18 protein-coding genes are annotated in these 25,438 nt (G+C 71.4%); 8 read left to right on the forward strand and 10 right to left on the reverse strand.

All coding sequences use genetic code 11. The features are described 5' to 3' along the window. Positions 1–241: 241 nt before the first annotated feature. A complete protein-coding gene (locus IEY55_RS00175; protein WP_189052742.1) occupies positions 242–1,054 on the reverse strand; it encodes an IclR family transcriptional regulator in 813 nt (270 codons plus the stop codon). Between the two features lie 125 nt (positions 1,055–1,179). Here IEY55_RS00175 and hutH point away from each other — a divergent pair, with 125 nt between their 5' ends. The 5 genes from hutH (at position 1,180) to hutI (ending at position 8,263) form a co-directional block, all read left to right on the forward strand. After that, positions 1,180–2,748, forward strand: a complete 1,569-nt coding sequence (gene hutH / locus IEY55_RS00180) for a histidine ammonia-lyase (RefSeq protein WP_189052743.1) — start codon at positions 1,180–1,182, stop codon at positions 2,746–2,748. A gap of 85 nt (positions 2,749–2,833) precedes the next feature. Continuing rightward, entirely contained in the window at positions 2,834–4,501 is a 1,668-nt protein-coding gene (hutU, locus tag IEY55_RS00185) for a urocanate hydratase (protein WP_189052744.1), read from the forward strand. 2 nt (positions 4,502–4,503) lie between these two features. Continuing rightward, on the forward strand, positions 4,504–5,778 hold the full coding sequence (locus IEY55_RS00190) for an allantoate amidohydrolase (protein WP_189052745.1): 1,275 nt from the start codon (positions 4,504–4,506) through the stop codon (positions 5,776–5,778). After that, complete coding sequence (locus tag IEY55_RS00195; RefSeq protein WP_189052746.1) at positions 5,775–7,097, forward strand: formimidoylglutamate deiminase; 1,323 nt, start codon at positions 5,775–5,777, stop codon at positions 7,095–7,097. The genes IEY55_RS00190 and IEY55_RS00195 overlap by 4 nt, the downstream gene beginning before the upstream one ends. A gap of 2 nt (positions 7,098–7,099) precedes the next feature. Further along, positions 7,100–8,263: an imidazolonepropionase gene (hutI, locus tag IEY55_RS00200; RefSeq protein ID WP_189052747.1), complete on the forward strand. Its 1,164-nt coding sequence runs from the start codon at positions 7,100–7,102 to the stop codon at positions 8,261–8,263. A gap of 52 nt (positions 8,264–8,315) precedes the next feature. Here hutI and IEY55_RS00205 read toward each other — a convergent pair whose 3' ends face one another. Then, complete coding sequence (locus tag IEY55_RS00205; RefSeq protein WP_189052748.1) at positions 8,316–9,494, reverse strand: low temperature requirement protein A; 1,179 nt, start codon at positions 9,492–9,494, stop codon at positions 8,316–8,318. A gap of 59 nt (positions 9,495–9,553) precedes the next feature. Then, positions 9,554–9,868, reverse strand: a complete 315-nt coding sequence (locus tag IEY55_RS00210; RefSeq protein ID WP_189052749.1) for a nuclear transport factor 2 family protein — start codon at positions 9,866–9,868, stop codon at positions 9,554–9,556. A 278-nt stretch (positions 9,869–10,146) separates the two neighbouring features. On the opposite strand from IEY55_RS00210, the gene IEY55_RS00215 reads away from it, so the two are divergent. The 3 genes from IEY55_RS00215 to IEY55_RS00225 all read left to right on the forward strand — a co-directional run bounded on the left by IEY55_RS00215 (position 10,147) and on the right by IEY55_RS00225 (position 12,894). Beyond that, complete coding sequence (locus tag IEY55_RS00215; RefSeq protein ID WP_189052750.1) at positions 10,147–10,902, forward strand: SDR family oxidoreductase; 756 nt, start codon at positions 10,147–10,149, stop codon at positions 10,900–10,902. 138 nt (positions 10,903–11,040) lie between these two features. Continuing rightward, positions 11,041–11,994 carry a LysR family transcriptional regulator gene (locus IEY55_RS00220; protein ID WP_189052751.1) on the forward strand — a complete coding sequence of 318 codons (954 nt, stop codon included), beginning with the start codon at positions 11,041–11,043 and terminating at the stop codon, positions 11,992–11,994. Positions 11,995–12,132: 138 nt separating this feature from the next. Beyond that, on the forward strand, positions 12,133–12,894 hold the full coding sequence (locus IEY55_RS00225; protein WP_189052752.1) for a TlpA family protein disulfide reductase: 762 nt from the start codon (positions 12,133–12,135) through the stop codon (positions 12,892–12,894). A gap of 313 nt (positions 12,895–13,207) precedes the next feature. Here IEY55_RS00225 and IEY55_RS00230 read toward each other — a convergent pair whose 3' ends face one another. From IEY55_RS00230 to IEY55_RS00260, 7 genes are all read right to left on the reverse strand, one after another. Further along, positions 13,208–13,384 (reverse strand): DUF6104 family protein, encoded by a 177-nt coding sequence (locus tag IEY55_RS00230; RefSeq protein ID WP_189052753.1) that lies wholly within the window; start codon positions 13,382–13,384, stop codon positions 13,208–13,210. Positions 13,385–13,519: 135 nt separating this feature from the next. Next, positions 13,520–17,287, reverse strand: a complete 3,768-nt coding sequence (locus IEY55_RS00235) for a multifunctional oxoglutarate decarboxylase/oxoglutarate dehydrogenase thiamine pyrophosphate-binding subunit/dihydrolipoyllysine-residue succinyltransferase subunit (protein WP_189052754.1) — start codon at positions 17,285–17,287, stop codon at positions 13,520–13,522. Between the two features lie 449 nt (positions 17,288–17,736). Beyond that, complete coding sequence (locus IEY55_RS00240) at positions 17,737–21,582, reverse strand: ABC transporter ATP-binding protein (RefSeq protein ID WP_373289940.1); 3,846 nt, start codon at positions 21,580–21,582, stop codon at positions 17,737–17,739. A gap of 64 nt (positions 21,583–21,646) precedes the next feature. Then, positions 21,647–22,519, reverse strand: coding sequence for an ABC transporter permease subunit (locus IEY55_RS00245; RefSeq protein ID WP_189052755.1), 873 nt, complete (start codon positions 22,517–22,519; stop codon positions 21,647–21,649). Continuing rightward, complete coding sequence (locus IEY55_RS00250) at positions 22,519–23,694, reverse strand: ABC transporter ATP-binding protein (protein WP_189052756.1); 1,176 nt, start codon at positions 23,692–23,694, stop codon at positions 22,519–22,521. The genes IEY55_RS00245 and IEY55_RS00250 overlap by 1 nt, the downstream gene beginning before the upstream one ends. Before the next feature lie 101 nt (positions 23,695–23,795). Beyond that, positions 23,796–25,055, reverse strand: a complete 1,260-nt coding sequence (locus IEY55_RS00255; RefSeq protein WP_189052757.1) for a hypothetical protein — start codon at positions 25,053–25,055, stop codon at positions 23,796–23,798. Then, on the reverse strand, positions 25,052–25,291 hold the full coding sequence (locus IEY55_RS00260; RefSeq protein ID WP_189052758.1) for a hypothetical protein: 240 nt from the start codon (positions 25,289–25,291) through the stop codon (positions 25,052–25,054). Before IEY55_RS00260 ends, IEY55_RS00255 begins: the two co-directional genes overlap by 4 nt. Positions 25,292–25,438: the final 147 nt, after the last annotated feature.

Genomic DNA, 25,438 nt, shown 5'->3' on the forward strand with positions numbered 1-25,438 from the left:
GGCACGGTACAAGAGCGCTCGTTGCGATCGACCCGAGCTGAGTATGACTCGTGTACCTTCCGCTGTACCCCCAGGTGTCAACGTTGGGTAACTGGATCATCACGTATCTGAAACAGATGGTTTCATTGTGAACATCGGGACGTCAACGGTGATCCACCCCACAATTGAAACCACGAGTGCGTTTATCGGTTGGCGACCTGGCGGTGTTCAGGGCGCACCGCGCGTAGTCGGCTCGTCTGATTCACACGGTGCGGGCGTGGCCGCCGATGCGGGTGGTCAGCTCGGTGGCCGCCGCCTGCACCTCGACGGCCAGTTCCGGCCAGTCCGCGCCGCACTCGGGGCCTGGGTTGGCCGGCGTCGCGTCCGGGGTGCAGGTGTGGCGGAACGTCACACTGATCGCGGCCACCGGGCGGCTGCCGTGGTCGAACACGGGTGCGGCCACCGAGGCGAACCCGGCCGTGACACATCCGTCCTCGACGAACCAGCCGCGCCGGCGTTGCCCGGCCAACAGCCGGCGTAGCGCGGGCAGGTTGCGGGGTCCGCGGCCGGTGCGGTTCACGAAACTGGCAGCACCCGGGAACAACGCTCTGACCTGGGCCGGAGGCAGGTGCGCCAGCATCGCCCTGCCGGAGGCCGGCAGGTGGGCGGGCAGCCGCACCCCCACGTCGGTGACCAGCGTCTGCGGTTGCCGCGGTTGCTCCCGGACCAGGTAGAGGGCCTCCGGGCCGTGCAGGACGCCCAGATGCGCCGTGCGTTCCACCCGGTCCACCAGCCGCCGCAGCAGCGGGCGCGCCAGCCGTTCCAAGGGGTCGTGCCGCAGGTAGGCCGAACCCAGCTCGAAGGCGGCCACGCCCAGTCCGTACCGCCGTTCCTCGGGCAGGTGGGTGGCGAAACCGGTGGCGACCAGCTCGGACAGCAGGTGGTAGGTGGTCGACCTGGGCAGGCCCAGCTCGCGGGCAACGGCTCCGGCCGACACCGGGCCGGCCCGGCTGGCCAGCAGCCGCAGCACGGCCAACCCGCGGCGCAGTGCGGGGACGTCGCTGCTGTCGCCCATCCGGCGTTCCCCTTCCGGCTGAACCTGCTGGCCCACCCGGGCCAGCGAGGCGGGCGTCTGGCATCCCAGACAGTGTCACCCCTACCGGGCTTCTGCCGCATCCCACCGGGAGTTGGGATGGAGGCATGCAGCAGACGGTGCACGTCGGGCGCGGACCGGTCACCCGCGAGCAGGTGCTCGCGGTGGCACGCGGGGGTGCCCGGGTCGAGCTCACGCCCGAGGCGTTGGCCGCCCTGGCCACGAGCCGGGCCCACGTCGAGGCGCTGGCCGCCGCCGAGCGGCCCACCTACGGCGTCTCCACCGGCTTCGGGGCGCTGGCGGTACGGCACATCCCCACGGACCTGCGGGCCGCCCTGCAGCGCTCACTGGTCCGGTCCCACGCCGCCGGGGCGGGACCGGCCGTCGAGCCGGAGGTCGTGCGCGCGTTGATGCTGCTCCGGCTGAGCACCCTCGCCACCGGGCACACCGGCGTGCAGCCGGAGACGGCGAAGGCACTGGCGGCCATGCTCAGCGCCGGCATCGTGCCCGTGGTGCACGAGTACGGATCGCTGGGCTGTTCCGGCGACCTCGCCCCGTTGGCCGCCGTCGCGCTCGCCCTGACCGGCGAGGGCGAGGTGCTGGCCGGGGACGGGACCCGCCTGCCCGCGCGAGAGGCGCTGGCCGGCGCCGGGATCGAACCCGTCCAGCTGGCCGAGAAGGAGGGCCTGGCCCTCATCAACGGCACCGACGGCATGCTCGGCATGCTCGTGATGGCCGCCGCCGACCTCGCCCGGCTGCTGGACGTGGCGGACGTGACCGCCGCGATGAGCGTTGAGGCGCTGCTGGGCACCGACCGTGTCTTCGCCGCGGACATCCAGGCGTTGCGGCCGCACCCCGGCCAGGCCCGCTCGGCGGCGCGGATGCGGGCGGCCATGGCGGGCTCGAAGATCGTGGAGAGCCACCGCGGGCCCGACTGCACCCGCGTGCAGGACGCCTACTCGCTGCGCTGCGCGCCCCAGGTCCACGGCGCCGCCCGCGACACCCTCGCCCACTGCGAGACCGTCGCCGACCGGGAACTGGCCTCCGCGGTGGACAACCCGGCCGTGTTGCCCGATGGTCGCGTCGAATCCAACGGCAACTTCCACGGTGCCCCAGTGGCTTACGCGCTCGACTTCCTGGCCATCCCGGTCGCGGACGTGTCGAGCATGGCCGAGCGTCGTACCGACCGGTTCCTGGACGTGGCGCGTTCCCACGGCCTGCCGGCGTTTCTCGCCGACGACCCGGGTGTGGACTCCGGGCACATGATCGCCCAGTACACGCAGGCCGCGATCGTGTCCGAGCTGAAGCGGCTGGCCATGCCGGCGTCGGTCGACTCCATCCCCAGCTCCGCCATGCAGGAGGACCACGTCTCCATGGGGTGGTCGGCCGCGCGCAAGCTGCGGCGCGCCCTGGACGGGATGACCACGGTGCTGGCCGTCGAGCTGCTCACGGCCGCCCGTGCGCTGGACCTACGAGCGCCGTTGCAGCCGGCACCGGCCACCGCGGCCGCGCTCGAGGCGTTGCGGGAGCGCGTTCCGGGGCCGGGGCCGGACCGTCACCTGGCACCCGAGATCGTCGCCGCTGAGGAGCTGATCCGGTCGGGCGCGTTGCTGGCCGCGGTCGAGCCGCACATCCGGGCGGCGCTGGAGGACGAGGTAGCCGGGAGCGGGTCGTGAGCGCATCGTTGCTGCTCCGGCTCGCGGCCGGGGAACGAGTGGCAAGAACCGGGTTCGAGTGTCCTGCGGAAGACAGGAGGAAGTCGTGAGTGCAGAAGGCAAGGGCCGCGTCGTCCGTGCCGCGCGGGGAATCCAGCTCACCGCGAAGGGCTGGGCCACCGAGGCCCCGCTGCGGATGCTGCACAACAACCTCGACCCGGAGGTGGCCGAGCGCCCCGAGGACCTCGTTGTCTACGGCGGCACCGGGAAGGCGGCCCGGGACTGGGCGAGCTTCGACGCGATCACGCGGGAGCTCACCGCACTCGGCGAGGACGAGACTTTGCTGGTGCAGTCCGGTAAGCCGGTGGGCGTGCTGCGTACCCACGAGTGGGCGCCGCGGGTGCTGATCGCGAACGCGAATCTGGTGCCGGAGTGGGCGACCTGGCCGGAGTTCCGCCGGTTGGACGCGCTCGGCCTCACCATGTACGGACAGATGACCGCCGGATCCTGGATTTACATTGGAACGCAAGGGATCCTGCAGGGAACGTACGAGACCTTCGCGGCCGTGGCGCAGAAGCGTTTCGGTGGCACGCTGCGCGGCACGTTGACGGTCACCGCCGGGCTCGGCGGTATGGGCGGTGCCCAGCCACTGGCCGTGACGATGAACGAGGGCGTCGTGCTGGTCATCGAGTGCGACCCGGAGCGGGCGCAACGCCGGGTGGAGACGCGGTACCTCGACGAGATCGCCGACGACCTCGACGACGCCGTGCGCCGGGTGGAGGCGGCCAGGCGCGAGCGGCGGCCGCTGTCGGTGGGCGTGATCGGCAACGCCGCCGAGGTGCTGCCGGAGCTGCTGCGGCGCGGCGTCGAGGTGGACATCGTGACCGACCAGACCTCGGCCCACGACCCGCTGTCCTACCTGCCCAAGAGTGTCGCGCTGGAGGACTGGCACGACTACGCGTCGGCCAAGCCGGACGAGTTCACCGACCGTGCCCGCGAGTCCATGGCCGACCACGTCGACGCGATGATCGGGTTTCTCGACCGTGGCGCCGAGGTGTTCGACTACGGCAACTCGATCCGCGGCGAGGCGAAGCTGGGCGGCTGCGAGCGCGCCTTCGACTTCCCCGGGTTCGTCCCGGCCTACATCCGGCCGCTGTTCTGCGACGGCAAGGGGCCGTTCCGGTGGGCCGCGCTTTCCGGTGACCCCAGGGACATCGCCGCCACGGACCGGGCGATTCTGGAGCTGTTCCCGGACAACGAGCCGCTGGCGCGGTGGATCCGGATGGCGGGGGAGCGGGTCGCGTTCCAGGGCCTGCCGGCCCGGATCTGCTGGCTCGGCTACGGCGAGCGGCACCTGGCCGGTCTGCGGTTCAACGAGATGGTCGCCTCCGGCGAGCTGTCCGCTCCGGTCGTGATCGGTCGGGACCACCTGGACTGCGGCTCGGTCGCCTCGCCGTACCGGGAGACCGAGGGCATGGCCGACGGCTCGGACGCGATCGCCGACTGGCCGCTGCTCAACGCGCTGGTCAACACCGCTTCCGGGGCTACGTGGGTGTCGATCCACCACGGCGGTGGCGTCGGTATGGGACGGTCGATCCACGCCGGTCAGGTCACCGTCGCCGACGGTACCGAGCTGGCCGCACAGAAGGTGGAACGGGTACTCACCAATGACCCGGCGATGGGTGTGCTGCGGCACGTCGACGCCGGCTACGAGCGGGCTGCGACGGTCGCGGTGGAGCGAGGTGTCCGCGTGCCGATGAAGGACGCGAAGTGACGATGGGTGCGCAACCACGGCCGGGTGCCTCGGCGCCCGGCCCCTCCGGGGCGTCCGGAACGTCCGCCGCTTCGGCGACCGGGCTGCTGGCCGCGATCGCCGACGTCGGCGTGGACCGGGTCCGCGGTGGCTACTCGCGGCACGGGTTCGACCGCGCGGAGCTGGCGCTGCGGGAGTGGTTCGTGGCCGAGTCGCGAGCGCGAGGGCTCGACGTCGAGGTGGACCGGAACGGCAACCTGTGGGCGTGGTGGGGGAAACCCGGCCCGAACGCCCTGATCACCGGGAGCCACCTGGACTCCGTTCCTGGGGGCGGTGCGTTCGATGGCCCGCTCGGGGTGGTGTCTGCTCTCGCCGCGGTGGATCTGTTGCGTGCTCGGGGGTTTGTCCCGTCTCGGCCGTTTGCGGTGGTCGTGTTCGCCGAGGAGGAAGGTGGCCGGTTCGGTGTGCCGTGCCTCGGGTCACGGTTGCTCGCCGGGACGATCGATGCTGACACGGCCCGGCGGCTGCGCGACCCCGAAGGCACCACGTTGGCCGATGCCATGCGGAAGGCGGGGCTGGCGCCGGAACGGCTGGGCAGGGACGAGGAGTCGCTGTCCCGTATCGGGTGCTTCGTCGAACTGCACGTGGAGCAGGGGCGCGGGCTGATCGACCTGGGTCGCCCGGTGGGGGTCGCATCGTCGATCCTCGCGCACGGTCGTTGGCGATTCCAGTTCACCGGCGAGGGGAACCACGCTGGTGCCACACCCATCACCGACCGGCACGACCCGATGCTTCCCGCGTCCCAACTGGTGTTGGCCGCTCGGCGCGCGGCGGCCGCCGCGGTGGGTTCCCGGGCGACCATTGGCCGCATCGTTCCGGTTCCCGGCGGTACCAACGTCATAGCGTCCACTGTGGACTGCTGGCTGGACGCGCGGGCGAGTGATGACGCCACGACCCGATCTCTTGTCACCGAGATCGAGGCGGCTGCTCGGGACGCGGCGGCGGCCGAGGGGTGCCGGCTGGAGGTCACCGAGGAGTCCTACGGTGACACCGTGATCTTCGATCCCGCATTGCGCGACGAGCTGGCCGGGCTGCTCGACGACGCGCCGGCCCTGCCTACCGGGGCGGGGCACGACGCCGGGGTCCTGGCGTCCCAGGTGCCCACCGCGATGTTGTTCGTGCGCAACCCCACCGGCGTCAGCCACGCGCCGGCCGAGCATGCCGAACCGGACGACTGCGAGGCCGGGGTCGCAGCCTTGGCGAAGGTCCTGGAACACCTGGCAGGGAGCGAACGGTGAGCAACACCGCGTACTGGTGCGAGCGGGCCTGGCTGCCAACTGGGATCGCCGATGGCGTCCTGGTACGGGCGGGTGAGGACGGCCGGGCGTGGGAAGTGTCCAGAGTGGACACTCCGCCCCTGGGTGCGCACCGGCTGCACGGTGTGGTTCTTCCCGGTTTCGCCAACGCACACTCGCATGCCTTCCATCGCGCGCTCCGGGGTCGGACCCACGGCGGGGGCGGCACTTTCTGGACGTGGCGGCAGGGCATGTACGCGCTGGCCGAGCGGTTGGATCCCGACAGCTACCTGGAGCTGGCTCGTGCCGTCTACGCGGAGATGGCCCTGGCGGGGGTGTCCTGCGTCGGGGAGTTCCACTATCTGCACCACGCTCCGGGCGGGGCTCCTTATGCCGACCCGAACGCGATGGGGGAAGCGTTGCGGGAGGCTGCGGCTGACGCGGGAATCCGGCTGACGCTGCTCGACACCTGCTATCTGGCCGGGGGTATCGGCGAGGAACTGGCGGACACGCAACTGAGGTTCGGCGACGGCACACCTCAGGCGTGGGCCGGGCGCGTGGCCGCGCTGCGTGAGGACGACACCACCAGGATCGGCGCGGCTATCCATTCCGTGCGGGCCGTTCCGCGGGACGCGTTGGCGGATGTCGTGGCGGGTGCTCCCGCTGAGCGGCCGCTTCACGTCCACCTGTCCGAGCAGCCTGCGGAGAACGAGGCATGTCTGGCCGCATACGGGCGCACTCCGACCGCCGTGCTCCATGACGCTGGCGTGCTTTCGCCGCGGACGACGGCGGTTCATGCCACCCACCTCACCGAGCATGACATCGAGCTGCTGGGGAGCGCCGGTTCCATGGCGTGCTTCTGCCCGACGACCGAGGGCGATCTGGCGGACGGCATCGGCCCGGCGCGGGATCTCGTTGACGCTGGTTGCCGGTTGTCGCTGGGCAGTGACCAGCATGCGGTCCTTGATCCGTTGCAGGAGGCGCGGGCGCTGGAGCATGGCGCGCGGATGCGCAGCCATCGGCGCGGCTGCTTCAGCCCGGACGAGCTGCTCCGGGCCGCGACGAGCGACGGGCACGACAGCCTCGGCTGGGCCGGCGACGGCCGGATCGCGGTGGGAGCGCACTGCGATCTCGTGGCGGTTCGCACTGATACACCGCGGACGGCTGGGGCGTTGCCGGAGCAGATCTTGCTTGCCGCCGCCGCGGCCGACATTGACACGGTCGTGGTCGGTGGTCGGGTGGTGGCGCGGCAGGGGCGGCACGAGACTCTGGGAGAGGTAGGCCGGTTGCTGGCCGAGGCGATCGAAGGGCTGTGGCGGTGATGATGGCTCCGACCGTGCTCATCACCGGGATCGGTGAGCTCACCACGAACGACGACGAGCTCGGCCAGCTGCGCGACGCGGCGCTGGTGCTGGACGGGGAGCGCGTCGCGTGGGTCGGTCCCGCCGCCCAGGCGCCCGACGCCGACGAGCGGGTGGACGTCGAGGGTCGGGCGGTGCTGCCTGGTTGGGTGGACAGCCACACCCACCTTGTGTTCGCCGGTGACCGGACGGCGGAGTTCGCCGCGCGCATGGCCGGCGAGCCGTACCAGGCCGGCGGTATCGCCGTGACCGTGGCCGCGACCCGGGCCGCGAGCGACTCGGACCTGGCGGACGGCGTTCGGCGGCATGTGGCGGAATCCGTGAGCCAGGGGACCACGTATCTGGAGACCAAGACCGGGTACGGGTTGACGGTCGAGGACGAGGTGCGTTCGGCGCGCTTGGCCGGCGAGTACGTCGACGAGGTGACGTTCCTCGGGGCGCATTTGGTGCCGGAGGACTGGGACGGCGACGAGTACGTGCGCCTGGTCTGTGGCGAGATGCTTGATGCGGTGGCGCCGCATGTGCGTTGGGCCGATGTCTTCTGTGAGAGCGGGGCGTTCGACGAGGAGCAGTCGCGGGCCGTGCTGCAGGCCGCGAAGAAGCGGGGGCTTGGCCTGAGGGTGCACGGGAACCAGCTAGGCCCGGGGCCGGGCGTGCAGTTGGCTGTGGAGCTCGGGGCGGCCAGCGTCGACCACTGCACCTACTTGGAGAGCAACGACATCGAGGCGTTGGCCGAGTCCGACACCGTCGCCACGCTGTTGCCTGCCTGCGACCTGTCGACACGGCAGCCCTTGGCCAACGCGCGGGATCTGATCGACACCGGTGCGACGATCGCTTTGGCCTCGAACTGCAACCCTGGCTCCTCCTACACCTCTTCGATGGCGTTCTGCGTGGCGACCGCCGTGCTCCAAATGCACCTGAGCGTGGCGGAAGCTGTCCGCGCTGCTACCTGGGGCGGCGCCCGCGCGTTGCGGCGCGAGTCGGGTGATGACGCGATTGGCGTCCTCGGCCCCGGTGCCCGCGCTGACGTTCATGTCCTCGACGCGCCGAGCACCACCTGGCTCGCCTACCGCCCCGGTGTGCCCATGACCCACGCTGTCTGGCGCAAGGGCACCCGCGTCCGCTGAACGCAGTCCTTGGTGCCGGCACACCGAGAACGATGTCGTGGCCCATCCGTGCTCAGGAGGTCTGGATGGCCTCGTCGCAGGGTTTGGTCGCGATGTTCACGCCAACCAGCGCGGCGACGATCAACGCGATGAGTGGCAGCGGGAGCGGTGTGAGCGGAGTGACGAGGATGAGCACCGCTGCCAGCGGGAACGCACTGTTCAGCAGCGGACCCCGGTGATGCGGCCGGACGTGCAGGCCCCACACGCTGATCAGGAAGAGCGCCACCGGAACCGCAACCGCCATCCCCGCGGCAAGCGGGGAGATGTGCGTCTGATGGGTATCGAAGTCGATGCCAACTTCCAACCCGGCGCCGACGGCTGCGGCGGAGGCGAAGATCAGGTAGTGCCCGTATCCCCAGACGAACGCGGTGCGGTTCGACGAGAGGGTTTCGTGCGCGGGCTGGTCGAAGTACAGCCACCACATCCCGAAGACCATCACCAACCCGCTGGCCGCCACCGAGAGGAGCGCCGCGGTCACCGCGGTCTCCTCGATCGCCGACTGCATCGCGAACGCCGTGCCGATGATCAGCTCACCGAGCACGATGATGGTGAACAGCCCGTACCGTTCCGCGATATGCCGGGGATGCCAGGTGGTCGGACGCGCGGACTCGGCGAACACCGGCACCGCGAACTCCCCGAGCACCAGGACCGCGAACCCGACCATGCCCCAGGGCTCGGGGAGCCCGAGCCGGGCAATCCAGCCAATCTGGACCAGCGAGACCCCGGACGCATAGCGCAACGCGGTTCGTCGGCCCGCCACGTCGGTGCTCGCCGCCCGAAGCCACTGGGACACCAGGGCCAACCGCATGACCACGTACCCGATCGTGATCACGGTGAAGTCCCGCTGATCGAAGGCGGGCGGCACGCCGGCGGCAAGGATCAACGCACCGGCGATCTGTACCAGCGTGGTCACCCGGTAGACGCCGTCATCGGTGTCATAGGCCGAGGCGAACCAGGTGAAGTTCAGCCACGCCCACCAGATCGCGAAGAAAACCAGGGCATAGCTCACCAAGCCCGTGCCGAAATGCGCCTCGGACACCGAATGGTGCAGCCGGGCCGCAGCCTGCCCGACCGCGACGACGAAGCACAGGTCGAAGAACAGCTCGAGCGGCGTGGCGGGACGATGCGACTCACTGCTGTTCCGGGCCGCCATCGGGCGGTACCACGGGCTGATGCCGCGCGCACTCATCATGGTGCGACCGGACATCGGCATTTCGCGGTTGGCGCCGGAACCTTCGTCGACGGGAGGCATCAGAGCGCGCCGACATCCATTCTGGTGATCTTGTCCTCCTCCACCTCGAACCGCCAGTAGGTCGGCATGTCCCACTGGTCGGACTGGTAGCGGCCGGTCAGGTACAGGCCGTCGTTCTCCTCCCGCTCCACCTCGAGGTGGCCGTGCGAGCGGAACACCTCGCGGTCGGCCCAGGTCTGGAGCTGTTGTGACGTACCGTCGTCGGTCATCTCGGCGCCCAGGGCGAAGGCGTCCAGGAACGACTTCCGGTCACCGTCCCGCATGGCGACGATTACGCGTCGAACGACCGGGTTGCTGAGGCTCTCGGGCCGCATGACATCCTCCCGCGGCGCAGATGACGATCTACAGTGGACGATCCGAGTGTTTGTCACGCTGCCCGTGATCGCAAACAAGACGTCCTTGGAGCTGGCCCGGCCGGGGCGCTCCGTCACAAGTCTGGCTTGTGGCCGGTCCAGCGGACTTCTGTTTCCGATCTTGCGTCGCACTGACCATTCTCGAAGTCGTCCGCATTGGAGGTTCGCTTCGCCGTGGGGGCGGCAGCCGCACCGGGGTGCTTTCCCGCCGCATGCGACGCAGAGAAAGGGCAGCAAGCATGAGCAAGAACTCCCTTGCCGGCAAGGTCGTGCTGGTCGGTGGCGGTGCGAAGAACCTTGGTGGCCTGCTGAGCAGGACGGTGGCCACCGAGGGTGCGAACGTGGTGATCCACTACCACTCCGACGCCACCAAGGCCGACGCCGAGGAGACGGCCGAGGCTGTCCGGGCGGCCGGTGGCGAGGCTCTCCTCGTCCAGGGCGACCTGACCAGCGTCAGCGACGTCGAGCACCTGTTCGCCACGGCCAAGGACCGGTTCGGCGGCATCGACGTCGCGGTCAACACCGCCGGCATGGTGTTGCGCAAGCCGATCGTGGAGACCACCGAGGAGGAGTACGACCGGATGGCGGCCGTCAACGCCAAGGCCGCGTACTTCTTCATCCGTGAGGCGGGCCGGCACCTCAACGACAACGGCAAGATCATCACGATCCTCACGGCGTTGCTCGCCGCCTTCACCGACGGCTACTCCACCTACGCCGGGGGCAAGGCACCGGTCGAGCACTTCGCCCGGGCCGCCGCCAAGGAGTTCGCCGCCCGCGGCATCTCCGTGAACAACGTCGCGCCCGGCCCGATGGACACGCCGTTCTTCTACGGGCAGGAGACCCCGGAGCGGGTCGCGTTCCACAAGTCGCAGGCCATGGGCAACCAGCTCACCCAGATCGAGGACATCGTCCCACTCATCACGTTCCTGGCCACCGACGGCTGGTGGATCACCGGACAGACCATCTTCGCCAACGGCGGTTACACCACCCGCTGAACCGTCAGGATCCCGTCCACACCCAATGGTGGGGCGCGGCCGACCCGCCGGAGACTCCGGCAGGGCAGCCGCGCCCCACCCCGTTCCGGTGCCGGCTCCCGTTTGCCGGGACGGGCTCCAGGGAGGAGGCTTGAGCAGGTGGAGCTGAACCTGCGGCTGCTCCATGCGCTCCTCGTGGTCGCCGAGGAAGGCAGCATGACCCGGGCCGCCACCAGGCTGAACCTCACCCAGCAGGCGGTCAGTGGCCAGATCCAGCAGCTCGAGCGACTGGCCGGTGCCACGCTGCTGGTCCGCAACTCGCGCGGCGTGGAGTTGACACCGGCCGGCGAGGTCGTCGCCAGGCACGGCCGCCAGATGCTGGCCGCGGCCGACCGCATGCTGGACGAGACCCGGCGGGTGGCGCAGGGCACGGCTGGCCGGGTCCGGGTCGCGTTCAAGGCGCAGAGCACCGCGCACTTCATGCCCCAGGTAGTCGCGGCGTTGAAGGGCTCGGACATCGATGTCGAGATGACCTCGGTGTCCACCCTGAACGAGGAGATCGAGCTGCTCACCGGAGGCGGGGCCGATGCTGCCTTCCTGTGGCTCCCGGCCGGCGACGACAGGCTGGACACCGCCCCGGTGCTCACCGAACCCCGCGTCGCGGCGCTGCCTCCGGACCACCCGCTCGCCGGGCGGCCCGCGGTCGAGCTCGCCGAGCTCGCCGACGAGCCCGTGATCGGCCCGCACTCGACCGTGCCGCAGGAGGTCATCCGGTTCTGGGTCATCGACCCCAGGCCGGACGGCACCCCCGTCCGCTACGGCCCGGAGGGCCGCACGCCCGAGGAGTGCCTGCAGCTGGTCGCCAGCCACCGGGGCGTCTGGATCGCGCCTGCCTCGGCGGCGGACTACTTCACCCATCCCCGCCTGGCCTGGGTGCTGATCACCGATGCGGAGCCCTTCGAGCTCGCGCTCGCGTGGCCGCGCGGCGGGAACAGCCCCCTGCTGCGCACCTTCCTCGAACACTGCCGGACCATCGCGGGGGAAACCTACCCGCCAACCGGTGTGACCGCTGCCGAAGGGTTCAACGCACCGCCCTCGCACGACCGGGCGTGACGGGAGCCTCCGCGGTCGCTCGGCGGTGTGGAGAGGCACTCGATGGGGATTCTTCCGCTGTGCCGGGGAATGCGGGCGGTTCTAGGTTGGCAGTGGGTACCCAATGAGTACGCGGGGAATCCCCTTCGGGAGGCGGTCATGGCCGAATCAGCCCGCAACGACCCCGGGCGCATGACACCGGAGTACAACTACGAGCACTTCAGCCTGGCCCACCGGACGCTGGACCGGTTGGAAGGGGTGCGGGAGGGCGAGCCCGCACCCGACTTCATCGCCAGCCGGCTGGACGGCACGCCCGTGCGGTTGTCCGACTACCGAGGACGGCCCGTCGTCCTGGAGGCCGGCAGCGTCACGTGTCCCATGTACGAGCGCGGCATCGACCGCATGAACGCGCTGGCCTTCCGGTACCCCGATGTTGCTTTCCTGGTGCTCTACACCCGCGAGGCGCATCCCGGCGAGCGGCTCGGGCCGCACCGCAACATGGACGACAAGATCAATGCGGCGCGGTTCGTCGCGGAGGCGGACAGCGAGGGACGCACGATCCTCGTCGACGACCTCGACGGCAGCGCGCACCGGCAGTACGGGATGCTCCCCAACACCGTGCACGTCATCGACCCCGACGGCGCGGTTGTCTTCCGGAGCATGTGGAACGACCCGTCCGTGGTCGAGCACGCGCTGCGGCGGATGCGGAGCGGTGGTGACCCGAGCACGCTGCGCCCGCGGTTCCGGCCCGCTCCGCCGAAGGTCCTGCTCCGCATCCTGCACCGGGCGGGATGGCAGGCGCTCCGGGACTTCGCCGTGGCGTTTCCCCGGGTGGTGTGGGTGCACCTCAAACGGTGGTGGACGGCGTCGCAGGGCAGCACCGGATCCCGCGCACGGCAGCGACCGCTCGGCGGCTGGTAGGCGCAGTCGCCGAGCGGCCGGACGACCTACTCGGACGCGTTGATGGAGACGGACGGCTCGGCTGTCAAGCCGTTTACCCTCCCCTGTGGACAACCCGCCCTGCCTGTGGACAGTGCTTTGACCTGCCCTGTTGCTGATCACTACGCTGGACGCGGGGCGTCAGCCCCCAGGGACGGGCGGGGGCCGTCCTGGGAGAGGCACTGCTGGTGGGCGTGTTCGGGGCCGGTGCGGGGGCCGGGCCGCGCACGGGTGTCGACGGGCCGGCCGGCTCCGAGAAGGCGGGGCCACCCGGGCCGGGGGGCGGCAGGGGCGCTCAGTCGTCGGCGTCGTCGTCGCGGGCGAGGAAGGTCGCGAAACGCTCGACCGCGTCCTCGAAGTCGGGGTTCTGGTCGACGAACGCGCGCATCCTGTCCGCGAGCCAGGCGAGGGTGACCTCCTCGTCGCCGCGGCGGTCCTCCAGCTCCTCGATCCCGCGGTCAGTGAAGTACACGGGTCCTCCTGATGGGGCGCAACAACACTGGGAACGGCACTGGGTTGACAACACCGGCCGAGCCCCTGGCGGGGAACGGCCGAGCCCGCCGGACCGGAAGAACCGGATCCGGCGGGCTCGGATCAGCCTAAGAGATCAGCCGAAGGCGTTGGCGAGAACCTCGGCCTGCTCGACCTCGTGCACCTTGCTGATGCCCGAGGACGGTGCGGCCATCGCCCGCCGCGACACCCGCCTGAGCCCACCCAGACGCTCGGGCAGCAGCTCCGGCAGGGCCAGACCGAGGAACGGCCAGGCACCCTGGTTCGCCGGCTCCTCCTGCACCCAGCGGACGTCGGTGGCGTTCGGGTAGCGGTCCAGCGCCTCCGACAGCCGGCGGTGCGGCACCGGGTAGAGCTGCTCGATCCGCACGATCGCGGTGTCGGAGATGCCGCGCTTCTCCCGCTCGCTGTTCAGCTCGTAGGCGATCTTGCCGCTGCACAGCAGCACCCGCCTGACCTTCGCCGGGTCGCTGACCAGCGGGTCGTCCAGCACCGAACGGAACCGGCCCTCGGTGAAGTCACGCACCGGGCTGCTCGCCGCCTTCAGCCGCAGCATCGACTTCGGCGTGAACACCACCAGCGGCCGCTGCACGCCGTCCAGCGCGTGCCGCCGCAGCAGGTGGAAGTAGCTGGCCGGGGTGGACGGCACGGCCACCGTCATCGACCCCTCGGCGCAAAGCTGCAGCCACCGCTCGATCCGGCCCGAGGTGTGGTCCGGGCCCTGGCCCTCGTGGCCGTGCGGCAGCAGCACCACGACGTCGGAGCGCTGGCCCCACTTCGCCTCACCGGACGAGATGAACTCGTCGATGATCGACTGCGCGCCGTTGACGAAGTCGCCGAACTGCGCCTCCCACAGCACCAGCGCGTCCGGGTTGGCCACCGAGTAGCCGTACTCGAAGCCCAGCGCGGCGAACTCCGACAGCGCCGAGTCGTAGGCCAGGAACTTGCCCGGCCCGTCGCCCAGGTTCTGCAGCGGGGTGTACTCCTGGCCGGTCTTGCGGTCGATCAGCACCGCGTGCCGCTGGGTGAACGTGCCGCGCCGGGAGTCCTGGCCGGACAGCCGCACCAGCCGGCCCTCCGCCACCAGCGAGCCGAAGGCCAGCAGCTCGGCGAACGACCAGTCGATACCGCCCTCGCGGGCCATCTTGGCGCGCCGCTCCAGCACCGGCCGCACCCGCGGGTGCGGGGAGAAACCCTCGGGCAGCTCGACGTGCGCGTCGGCGATCCGCTCCAGCATCTCCGACGACACCGCGGTGGGCACCTTGGTCGGGATCGGCTGCTCGGCCTCCACCGACGGGCTCGGCTCCGCCGGGTGCCGCTCCAGCTCCCGCACCTCGTTGAACACGTGCTCCAGCTGGCTGGCGTAGTCCTTCAGCGCCTTCTCGGCCTCGTCGACCGAGATGTCACCGCGCCCGATCAACGCCTCGGTGTAGATCTTGCGGACGCTGCGCTTGGTGTCGATGATGTCGTACATGGCCGGCTGGGTCATCGACGGGTCGTCGCCCTCGTTGTGGCCCCGACGCCGGTAGCAGACCATGTCGATCACGACGTCCTTGTTGAACGCCTGCCGGTAGTCCACGGCCAGCTTGGCGACCCAGTAGCACGCCTCCGGGTCGTCGCCGTTCACGTGGAACACCGGCGCCTGGATCATCTTCGCCACGTCGGTGCAGTACTGGCTGGAGCGCGAGTGCTCCGGCGCGGTGGTGAAGCCGACCTGGTTGTTGATGACGATGTGCACGGTGCCGCCGGTGCGGTAACCCCGCAGCAGCGCCAGGTTCAGCGTCTCGGCGACCACACCCTGGCCGGCGAACGCCGCGTCCCCGTGCAGCAGCACGGGCAGCACGGTGAAGCCCTCCTGGCCCTTGTCCAGCAGGTCCTGCTTGGCGCGGACGATGCCCTCCAGCACCGGGTCCACCGCCTCCAGGTGCGACGGGTTACAGGTCAGCGAGACCTTCACCTCGCCGTCGCCGAACATCCGGAAGTACTTGCCCTCGGCGCCCAGGTGGTACTTCACGTCGCCGGAGCCGTGCGCCTGGCCCGGGTCGAGGTTGCCCTCGAACTCGCGGAAGATCTGCGAGATCGGCTTCTCGACGATGTTGGCCAGCACGTTGAGCCGGCCCCGGTGCGGCATGCCGATGACGACCTCGTCCAGGTCGTGCTCGGCGGACTTGTCCAACACCGCGTCCAGCAGCGGGATGACGGTCTCCCCGCCCTCCAGCGAGAACCGCTTCTGCCCGACGTACTTGGTCTGCAGGAAGGTCTCGAACGCCTCGGCCGCGTTCAGCTTGGACAGGATGTACTTCTGCACCGTGGCCGCAGGCTTCTCGTGCGGGACCTCGATGCGCTCCTGCAGCCAGCGCCGCTCGGCCGGGTCGGTGATGTGCATGTACTCGATGCCCACCGACCGGCAGTAGGAGTCGCGCAGCACGCCCAGCACGTCGCGCAGCTTCATCCGCTGCTCGCCGGCGAACCCGCCGATGGCGAACTCGCGGTCCAGGTCCCACAGGGTCAGCCCGTGCGAGAGGACGTCGAGGTCCTCGTGCCGGCGCTGCCGGTAGTTCAGCGGGTCGGTGTCGGCCATCAGGTGGCCGCGGGTGCGGTAGGCGTCGATCAGCTCCAGCACCCGGGCGGTCTTGTCGACCGCGCCCTCGGGGATGTCGCGCACCCAGCGCACCGGCTCGTAGGGCAGCCGCAGCGAGGTGAAGACCGAGTCGTAGAAGCCGTCCTCACCGAGCAGCAGCTGGTGCACCCGGCGCAGGAACTCGCCGGACTCCGCGCCCTGGATGATCCGGTGGTCGTAGGTGGAGGTCAGCGTGATGATCTTGCTGACGCCCATGTCCACCAGCGTGGACTCGTTGGCGCCCTGGAACTCGGCCGGGTACTCCATCGCGCCGACGCCGATGATCGCGCCCTGGCCCTTGGTCAGCCGCGGCACCGAGTGGTTGGTGCCGATCGTGCCCGGGTTGGTCAGCGAGATCGTGGTACCGGCGAAGTCGTCGGCGGTGAGGCTGCCGGTGCGGGCCTTACGGATCAGCTCCTCGTATGCCTGCCAGAACTGCGCGAAGGTCATCTTCTCGCAGCCCTTGATCGAGGCCACCACCAGCGAGCGCTGGCCGTCCTTGCCCGGCAGGTCGATGGCCAGGCCGAGGTTGACGTGCTCCGGCGTCACGACGGTGGGCTTGCCGTCCACCGTGTCGTAGAACCGGTTCATGTTCGGGTAGCTCTCCAGCGCCCGAACCAGGGCGTAGCCGATGAGATGGGTGAAGGAGACCTTGCCCCCGCGGGTCCGCTTCAGGTGGTTGTTGATGACGATCCGGTTGTCCGCCAGCAGCTTCGCCGGCACCGCGCGCACGCTCGTCGCGGTCGGCACCGTCAGCGACTGCTCCATGTTCTTGGCGATCGCGGCGGGGGCGCCGCGCAGCGGCTTGCGCTCCTCGCCGGCGGCCGGCTTGACCGGCGCCGCGGTGGGGGCCTGGGTCGGCGACGGCTTGCCGGTGGCGCGGGCGGCGGCGGTGCTGGTGCTCGGGGCGGGGCCGGGGGCCGGCGCGGGCTTGGCGGCCGGCTGGGTGGTCGTGGTCGTCGTGGGGCGCGTCATGGTGGGCTGAACCTGGCCGTTGGTGTCCCGGGTGGGCGCGGGCTGCTTCGACGCGGTCGTGGCCGCGGGGGTGGTGGCAGCGGAGGTGGCGGAGCCTGCCTGCTTCGCCTGGGCGGCCGGAGCGCCCGTCTTCTGCGTCGGCTTGTAGTCAGCGAAGAAGTCGTGCCACGCCGGGTCTACCGATGAAGGATCGGCGAGGAACTGCTCGTACATTTCCTCGACCAACCACTCGTTGGGGCCGAACTGTGACGCAGGACTGCTGCTGGACACGGCTGGCTCTCGCCTCGATCCATCTGCTCGGGGTAGTCACACTCGGTTTTCAGGCTATCCCCCCGCGGGCGGGCTGTGGTAAACGGTCGCCCCGTGGGGGCGAGGAGTGGGTCACAGGATCGATCCGGAAGACCCTCCGTCACCCGGTCGGCGCTTGCGCTCCCCCGGTCAGGGAGCCTCGCCTCGGTCGTTACCCGCGGTGGCAACACCCTCCGTGCTAACTTCGCCGGCCCCGCCCGGTTACGTCATCAGCCTGGGCGTGTCGCGATCACGGCCACGTTCGGGTGCGACGGTCGCCGGCGATGCGCCGGACGGTCGCCGTGGAGCGCCGAACGGCTCCGCCCAGTCGATCACGCAGCGTGTCGCTGATGTTGCCCTTCGGGCTTGTCAAGGTCAGCCCGGGTGACGTCCCGGGTGGTTTTCCGGGCGACCCGCCGCCGATGACCTGATCAGGCGCCGCCCACCGCGTCCGCGACCTCGGCCCGGGCGTGCTCGGCGGCCGACCACAGGCGCGCGTAGTAGCCGCCGGCAGAGAGCAGCCCGTCGTGCGTGCCCTGCTCCACGATCCGGCCACGGTCCAGCACCACCACACGGTCGGCCCGGGCCGCGGTGGCCAGCCGGTGGGCCACCACGAACGTGGTACGGCGCTGGCGAAGCCGGTCGCTGGCGGCCAGCACCGCCGACTCGGTGGCGGGGTCGAGCGCGGCCGTGGCTTCGTCGAGCACCAGCACGTCGGGATCGACCAGCTCGGCCCGGGCCAGCGCGACGAGCTGCCGCTGCCCGGCCGACAGGCCCTGCCCGCGCTCACCGACCTGCTGCCGGAATCCGGCCGGCAGGCTGGCCACCACCGGTATCGCGCCGACCGCCCGCGCGGCCGCCTCCACGCGAGCCGAGGACGCCTCCGGCCGCCCGTAGGCGATGTTGCTGGCCACGTCACCGGTGAACAGGTGCGCCTCCTGCGGCACGATGCCGAGCCGGCGCCGGTAGCCCCCCAGGTCGAGCCGGCGCACATCGACGCCGTCGACCACCACCTGCCCCTCGCAGACGTCGTAGAACCGGGCGACCAGCTTGACCAGCGTCGACTTGCCCGCCCCCGTCGCGCCGACCAGGGCCACCGTCTCCCCGGGCGCGACGCGCAGCGACACGTGGTCCAGCGCCGGCTCCTCGCTGCCCGGGTAGCGGAACACCACGTCCCGCAGCTCGAGCTGGCCACACAGGCGGCGCGGCACCGGCACCGGCTCCGCCGGCGGCGGGACCGAGGTGGGCGTGCGCAGCAGGTCACCGATCCGACGCAGCCCCACCTTCGCCTGCTGGTAGCCGTCGAAGACGCTGGACAGCTGCTGCACCGGGCTGAAGAACAGGCCGAGGTAGAGCAGGAAGGCCAGCAACACGCCCGGGGTGAGCGTCCCGGCAGCCACCCGGTGCGCCCCCACCAGCAGCACGGCCGCCTGCGCCAGCTCGGAAAGCAGGGTGACGAACGGGAAGTAGGCGGCGATGTAGCGCTGCGCCCGTAGCCGGGACCGGCGGTAGGCGTCACTGCGCTCGGCGAACTCCTGCGCGGAACGCTCCTCGCGGGTGAACGCCTGCGCGACCCGGAGCCCGGACACGTTCTCCTGCATGTCGGCGTTGACCGCGCTGACCCGCTCCCGGGCCTCGGCGTAGGCCACCGAGGAGCGCTGCCGGAACAGCGCGGTGGCCAGCAACAGCACCGGCAGCACCGCCAACGCCACCAATGCCAGCGACAGGTCGGTGACGAGCAGGGCGACGGCGATCCCCACGATCGTCACCACGCTCACGACCGCGACGGCCAGACCCGTCTGCAGGAACGTCGACAACGCGTCGACGTCAGTGGTCATCCGGGTCATGATCCGGCCGCCCATCTCGCGCTCGTAGTAGTCGAGCCCGAGCCGCTGCAGGTGCGCGAAGCTGCGCACCCGCAGCACATAGAGCAACGTCTCGCCGGCCCGCGCCGCCGTGATCGTCTGGATCGCGACGACGAGGAAACCGGCAATCACCAGGACGAGACCCAGCGTCGCGGCGGCGACCAGGGGCCCGCCGCGCCCGACCGTCACGCCCTGGTCGATGCCGTGCCGGAACAGGGTGGGCAGCGTCACCGAGGTCAACGCGTCGATCGACACGCACAGCACGGTGATCAACAGCGGCCAGCGCACGAGCCGAAGGAGCCGGCGCAACCGGAAGTGCGGGTCCGGAGCGCGGGCGTCCACCCCGTCCAGCCGCGGGGTGTCCCGTGCTTCGGGCAGCGCCGCCACCTGGGCCAGCAACTCCGGTGTGGGCGGCTGCGCGCCGAGCGTGGCCGACATGCCACCGCCCACGGAACGCAGGGTGCGGGCCGTGCCGGAGGGCCGCATGCCCGGCGTGGCCCGCGACGTCACACTCGGGCCCAGTGCCGGGACGCCGGAGACCCGGCCGTCCGGCGACGGCCACAGTGCGTCGGTGACGCCCCGCGGGCCGGGCACGAGGTCCTCGCGGGCCGCCGGTTCCTCGATGCCCTCGCCCGGCCCGGCGAGCAGGGACCGGAACAACGCGCACCGCGCGGTCAGCTCGGCCTCGGTTCCGACGTCGACCACGCGCCCGCGGTCCAGCACGGCGATCCGATCGGCCAGAGCGAGGGTGGAACGCCGGTGCGCCACGAGGAGAGTCGTGCGTTGCGCGGTGACGGTGCGCAGGGTGGCGTGGATGGCGGCCTCGGTAGCCGCGTCCACCGCCGAGGTGGCGTCGTCGAGCACCAGTATCCGGGGATTGCTGAGCAGCGCCCGGGCGAGCGCCACACGTTGGCGCTGGCCACCGGAGAGGGTGAGCCCGCGCTCCCCGACGACGGTGTCGTAGCCGTCGGGCAGGGCGGTGATGAACTCGTGCGCCTCCGCCGCCCGCGCGGCAGCCTCCACCTCGGCGTCGGTCGCGTCGGGGCGGCCATAGGCGATGTTGGTGCGCACGGTGTCGGAGAAGAGGAATGCCTCCTCGAACACGACACCGACCGCGTGCCGCAGCGAGGCGAGCCGCAACTCACGGACGTCGATCTCGGCCCCGGGCGGACCGAGGCGCACCGCACCGCCGTGCGGGTCGTAGAAGCGGGGCAGCAGCAGGGAGACCGTGGACTTCCCGGAGCCGGCCGTACCGACCAGGGCCAGCGTCTCGCCCGGCGCCACCCGCAGCGACAGCCCGTCGAGCACCGGCTCGCTGCGGGTGTAGCCGAAGCGGACGTCGTCGAGCACGACCTGCAGCGGGCCGTCCGGCACCGGGCGGGCGTCCGGGGCATCGGTCACCTCCGGCTGCGAGTCGATCAGCTCGTAGACCCGCTCCACGCCGGCCCGCGCGAGCTGGCCCTGGATGACCAGGCTGGAGATCATCCGCGCCGGGCCGACCAGGTTCGCCACGTAGCTGGCGAAGGCCAGGAAGGTCCCCAGGCTGACCTGCCCGCGCAGGGCCAGCCAGCCACCCAGCGCGAGCACCCCGACCTGGCCGAGGGCGGGCAACGCGGTGAGCAGCGCCGCCGGCCTGGCGGTGAGCCGGGCGGCCCGCATCCGCTCGCCGAACAGGTGGCGCGCGGCATCCTCCAGCCGCGCGGTCTCCCGTGCCTCCTGGCCGAACCCCTTCACGACCCGGACACCGGTGACCGTCTCCTCGACGTGCTGGGCGAGGTCGGCGGCCCGCTGCTGGGCCGACCAGGTCGCCGGGAACAGGACCCTGCGCGATCGGGCCACCGTGATCACGACGCCGGGCACCACCAGCAACGCGACCAGCGTCAGCAGCGGGGACAGCCACAGCATCGCGCCCAGCGCGACCACGGCGAACACGACGGTGCCCAGGCTCAGCGGCACCATCATCAACAACGCCTGCACCAGCTGCAGGTCGGTGATCGACCGCGACACGACCTGACCGGTCCGCAACGCGTCCTGCTTGCCCCCGTCCAGTCGCTGGACCGAGGCGAACACCGCGCGCCGCAGGTCGTGCTGCACGTCCAGGGCCAGCCGCCCGCCCAGGTAACGCCGCACGAACGCGGCGCCGTAGGCGAGCACACCGAGCCCGACCAGCCCGGCCGCCAGCCCGCCGAGCCGCTGGGTCACCCCGGCCACGGCATCGTCGACCGCGAGCCGGATCAGCAGCGGGCCGACCGCCTGCATCCCCACGCCGAGCACGGAGGCACCGAAGGCCAGCAGCATCGTGCGGCGGTGCCGCCAGCAGGCCGTCGCCAGCCGCCGCAGCCAGCCCGGGCGCACCGCAGGAGCCGGATCCGGGCTGCTGGGTGGGGCTTCGGCGGCGGTCGCGGCGGTCACGGGATCCAGGCTAAGGCGGCCGCCCGACGCTGCGCCGAAGATCGCCGGGCGGCCACCCGCGCCATCAGGTGATGTCGCGCTTGGTGCTGGCCACCCAGCCCAGGCCCAGCACCACGACGGTGTAGCCGAGGAAGATCAGCGTGTTGGCCCACCACGGCATGGCGCCGGGAGCACCGGCGACCGCGTTCAGGACCGTCCGCACGTCCTCCATGTCCCGACCGGACACCAGCGGGCCGAGCTTGTCCACGAACAGGTCGGCCGCGACCGCGCCCGGGATGGCACTGGCCGAGGCGTTCGGCAGCACGCTGGGGAAGTTCTCGAAGTTCGGCAGGATCCCGAAGAACAGCAGCATGTTCTCGATCAGCAGGACGTAGACGATCAGCCCGATGACCGAGGCGAACACGTTGCTGAGCAACGCACCCACGCCGACGCCGAACAACGTCCACAGCGCCGTTTCCAGGACCGTGGTGAGGAACAGCAGGAACCAGCCGGCCCCGCCCGGCAGCGGCGTGCTGCCCGCGCCCAGCACGACGCCCAGGCTGGCCGAGGCCGCCACCAGCACGCCCAGGCCCACGCCCAGCACCGAGTAGGTAACCAGCTTGGCGACCAGCGTGGAACCGCGGTTCGCGGCGGTGAGGAACGTCGTGGTGATGGTCTTGCGGTGGTACTCGGTCGACACCGCGAGCGCACCGAAGATCATCGGGAAGATCGTGGTGAGGTTGGCCGCCCGGGCGAAGCCGAACACCGACACCATCATGTCGTCGAACGGCACGTCGGCCAGCACGGGCTCCTGCTTGAGGGTGTCCAGGAAGGACGCCGCCCCAGCGGTGATCATCCAGCTCCAGGCCACGCCCAGCAGGACGGTCGGGATCAGCAGCCCCCACCACAGGTTGACGGTGAAGATCTTGCGGAACTCGGCCCTGATCAGCCCGCCCATCAGGCGTTACCTCCGAAACCACTGGAGCCGCCCTGCCCCGGCGGCTGCTGCTGGTAGCCCTGCTGCTCGTAACCCGGCGGCGGTGTCACGGGCGGCTGCCCCGGCGGGACCATCGGCGGCTGGCCCGGGGGCACGACCGGCGGCTGCCCGGGCGGATAGGGCTGCTGCGGCCCGGCCTGGCCGCCGTAACCCGGCGGCGGCTGGTAGCCCTGCGGCGGGTAGCCGGCGGGCGGCTGCTGCGGCGGCCCGTAGGGGTTCATCCCGGCGGCCGCGTACTGGCCGCTGGTGAGCTGGAAGAACAGCTGCTCCAGGTCGACCTGCTCCTGCTGGATCCCGTACACCGCGACGTTCGCCTGCAACGCGATGTCGGCCACCTGCCTGCTGTCCGCGCCGGTCACCGCCAGCCGGCCGTCCGGCAACAGTTCGACCTGCGACATCCCGGCCTGCTGCAGCGCGGACACCAGCGCGTGCGGGTCGGCGGGCTGTACCAGCACCCGGGTCTGCTGCGACTGCCGCAGGTTCTCCAGCGGCCCGTAGTACATGGTCTGGCCGCGGCTGATGATCACCACCTGGTCGACGGTCTGCTCGACCTCGGCCAGCAGGTGGCTGGACACCAGCACCGTGCGCCCGCTCTGGGTGAACTGGCGCAGGAAGTTGCGCAGCCAGGCGATGCCCTCGGGGTCCAGGCCGTTGGCCGGCTCGTCGAGCACCAGCACCTGGGGGTCGCCGAGCAGCGCGGTGGCCAGCGCCAGCCGCTGCCGCATGCCCAGCGAGAAACCGCCCACCTTGCGGGTGGCCGCGCCGCCGAGGCCGACCAGGGTCAGCACCTGGTCCACCCGCTCGTCGGGCACGTCCATCGCCGCTGCGTAGACGAGCAGGTGATTGCGGGCGGTGCGCTTGGGATGGAAGCTCTGCGCCTCCAGCACCGCGCCGACCACCCGCGCCGGGTTGCCGAGCTGCTCGAAGGGCCGCCCGTTGATGGTGGCCACCCCGGCGGTGGGGCGGACCAGACCGAGCAGCATGCGCAGGGTCGTGGTCTTACCCGCGCCGTTGGGACCGAGGAACCCGGTCACCGAGCCCGGTTCCACTGTGAAGCTGAGGTTCTGCACCGCGGTGACAGGACCGAACTGCTTGGTCAGGTTCTGCACCACGATCCGGCCGCTGCCGTCGTGCACACATCCTCCCGATGGCCGCCGTACGTCGTCGGCCATCCTGCCGCATGACCCCCGGTCGGTGACGGCGGATCGGGAGGATCCGGACGGTGCTCACCCGCGGCTCACCCGCAGCTGCCCGGTGGCCGCTCGTCCAGGCGCGTCCCCGGAGGCACGATCGGGGCCACGTGGATCCGCTGGCTGTCGGTCTCCAAGTGGCCGCCGATGGGGATGGGCAGCAACAGGATCGGGAGCTCGATGGTGGTCTCGGCGGGCACGACGGGGAAGGGCTCGGCCGCGTCGGCCGCGATCTCGGCGGGCGAAACGGCCCCGGGTGACGCATCCCACTCCGCACTCGCACCGGTCGAGTGAGTGGTTGCGGGGGTGGGCCGGGCCCGCCCATCGAGCGTGCCGGCGGGTTCGTCCGGTTCCGGCGTGACCTCGGCCATGGCTGAGCCGAGGTCCGGCTCCAGCCAGTCGGCCACCCGGTCGAAGGGAAGAACGGTCGCGGCGGCTTCCTGCCACTCCGGTGTGCCGCCGAGAGCGGCGGCGGGTTCGGGGGGATCGACCGGCGGAACGGCAGTGGCAGCATCCTGGTGCTGCGGGGTGTGGTCGACGGCCGCGGTGGGCTCGAGCGGGTCCCATCCCGCCCGGGGTTCGACCGGTTCCTGCCACTCGCCGGTGTCGTCGCCGGACGAGGTTGTGGGCTCCACCCACTCCCCGGGGGAGCTCCAGTCCGCCGCGGAACTCCACTCCGCGGTGGAGGCGGGCCCGTCCCGCTGGTCGGTGGGCGCCGGCGCGGTCACGATGTTGAGCGAGGGAAAGGCGGGGGCCGGTGCGGGCGGCTCCACGGCCTTCTCCTCGACGATGATCCGGTCCTCACCCAGCAGCCGGTGCGGCTGCTGGATCAGGTGCTCCATCTCCAGCGGGGGAGCGGGGGCGGCCGGCAGCGGGTCGGGCACCGGCGGGGTGGTGCGGATCCAGCCTTCGCGCGCATGGTCGGCGGGCCGCCGGCGCCGCCGGAACCGGCCCAGGGTGTTGCGCAGCGGGCGGCGTCGCTCGCGGTGCGGCAGCCCGTCACCGATCAGGTGGCGGTGTGCCATCAGCCACACCTGGCACGGCCACCGCCGCCGGCGGAACCGGCCGGGGCAGGCGCGGCACCGGCCGCCCTCGCCGGGTTGGTGGACCATCAGCAGCAGCCGCCAGCCCTCGGCGAGGCGCTGGATCTCGGTGCGGGCCACCGGCACCAGGTCGTCGGCGTTCGACTCGGCCACGACCCGGTCCAGCAACGCCAGCCGCTGCAGCACCGCGGTGATCGTCCGGCTATGGGGGCGTCCCTCGCCCGGTGCTGGCCCGCCGGGCTGGCCCTCGCACCGCGCGGTCACGCCGACCTCCTCGGCACCGGCGTGGAGCGTCGCCCGCGCCCCGGCCCGGCCGCGGGGGCGTCACCGGCCGCCTGGTCGAGGGCGACCCGCAGCCGGCTGATCTCCTGCGCGGACAGCACGGCGGTCTCGCCCGGCGGCGCCACCAGCACCACCTGGCCGTGGTCGACCAGGACGGTGACCGCCCGGTCCCGGCCGAAGGCGTCCCGGCAAGCCACCCACCAACGCTGATCGCTCATCGGCACCGCACTCCAGCACCCCCTCCGGCGGCGGGTCACTCGGTCGTCGCCGGTAGTCCCTCGTCGGCTCTCGCCCGGGACATCGGTGGGAGGGGGGTGGCGGCGCAGCGCCTTGGCCGAACTTCACTCGTTTGCCAGCCCGAGCCA

This window comes from Longimycelium tulufanense, assembly GCF_014645795.1.
GTDB lineage: Bacteria > Actinomycetota > Actinomycetes > Mycobacteriales > Pseudonocardiaceae > Longimycelium > Longimycelium tulufanense.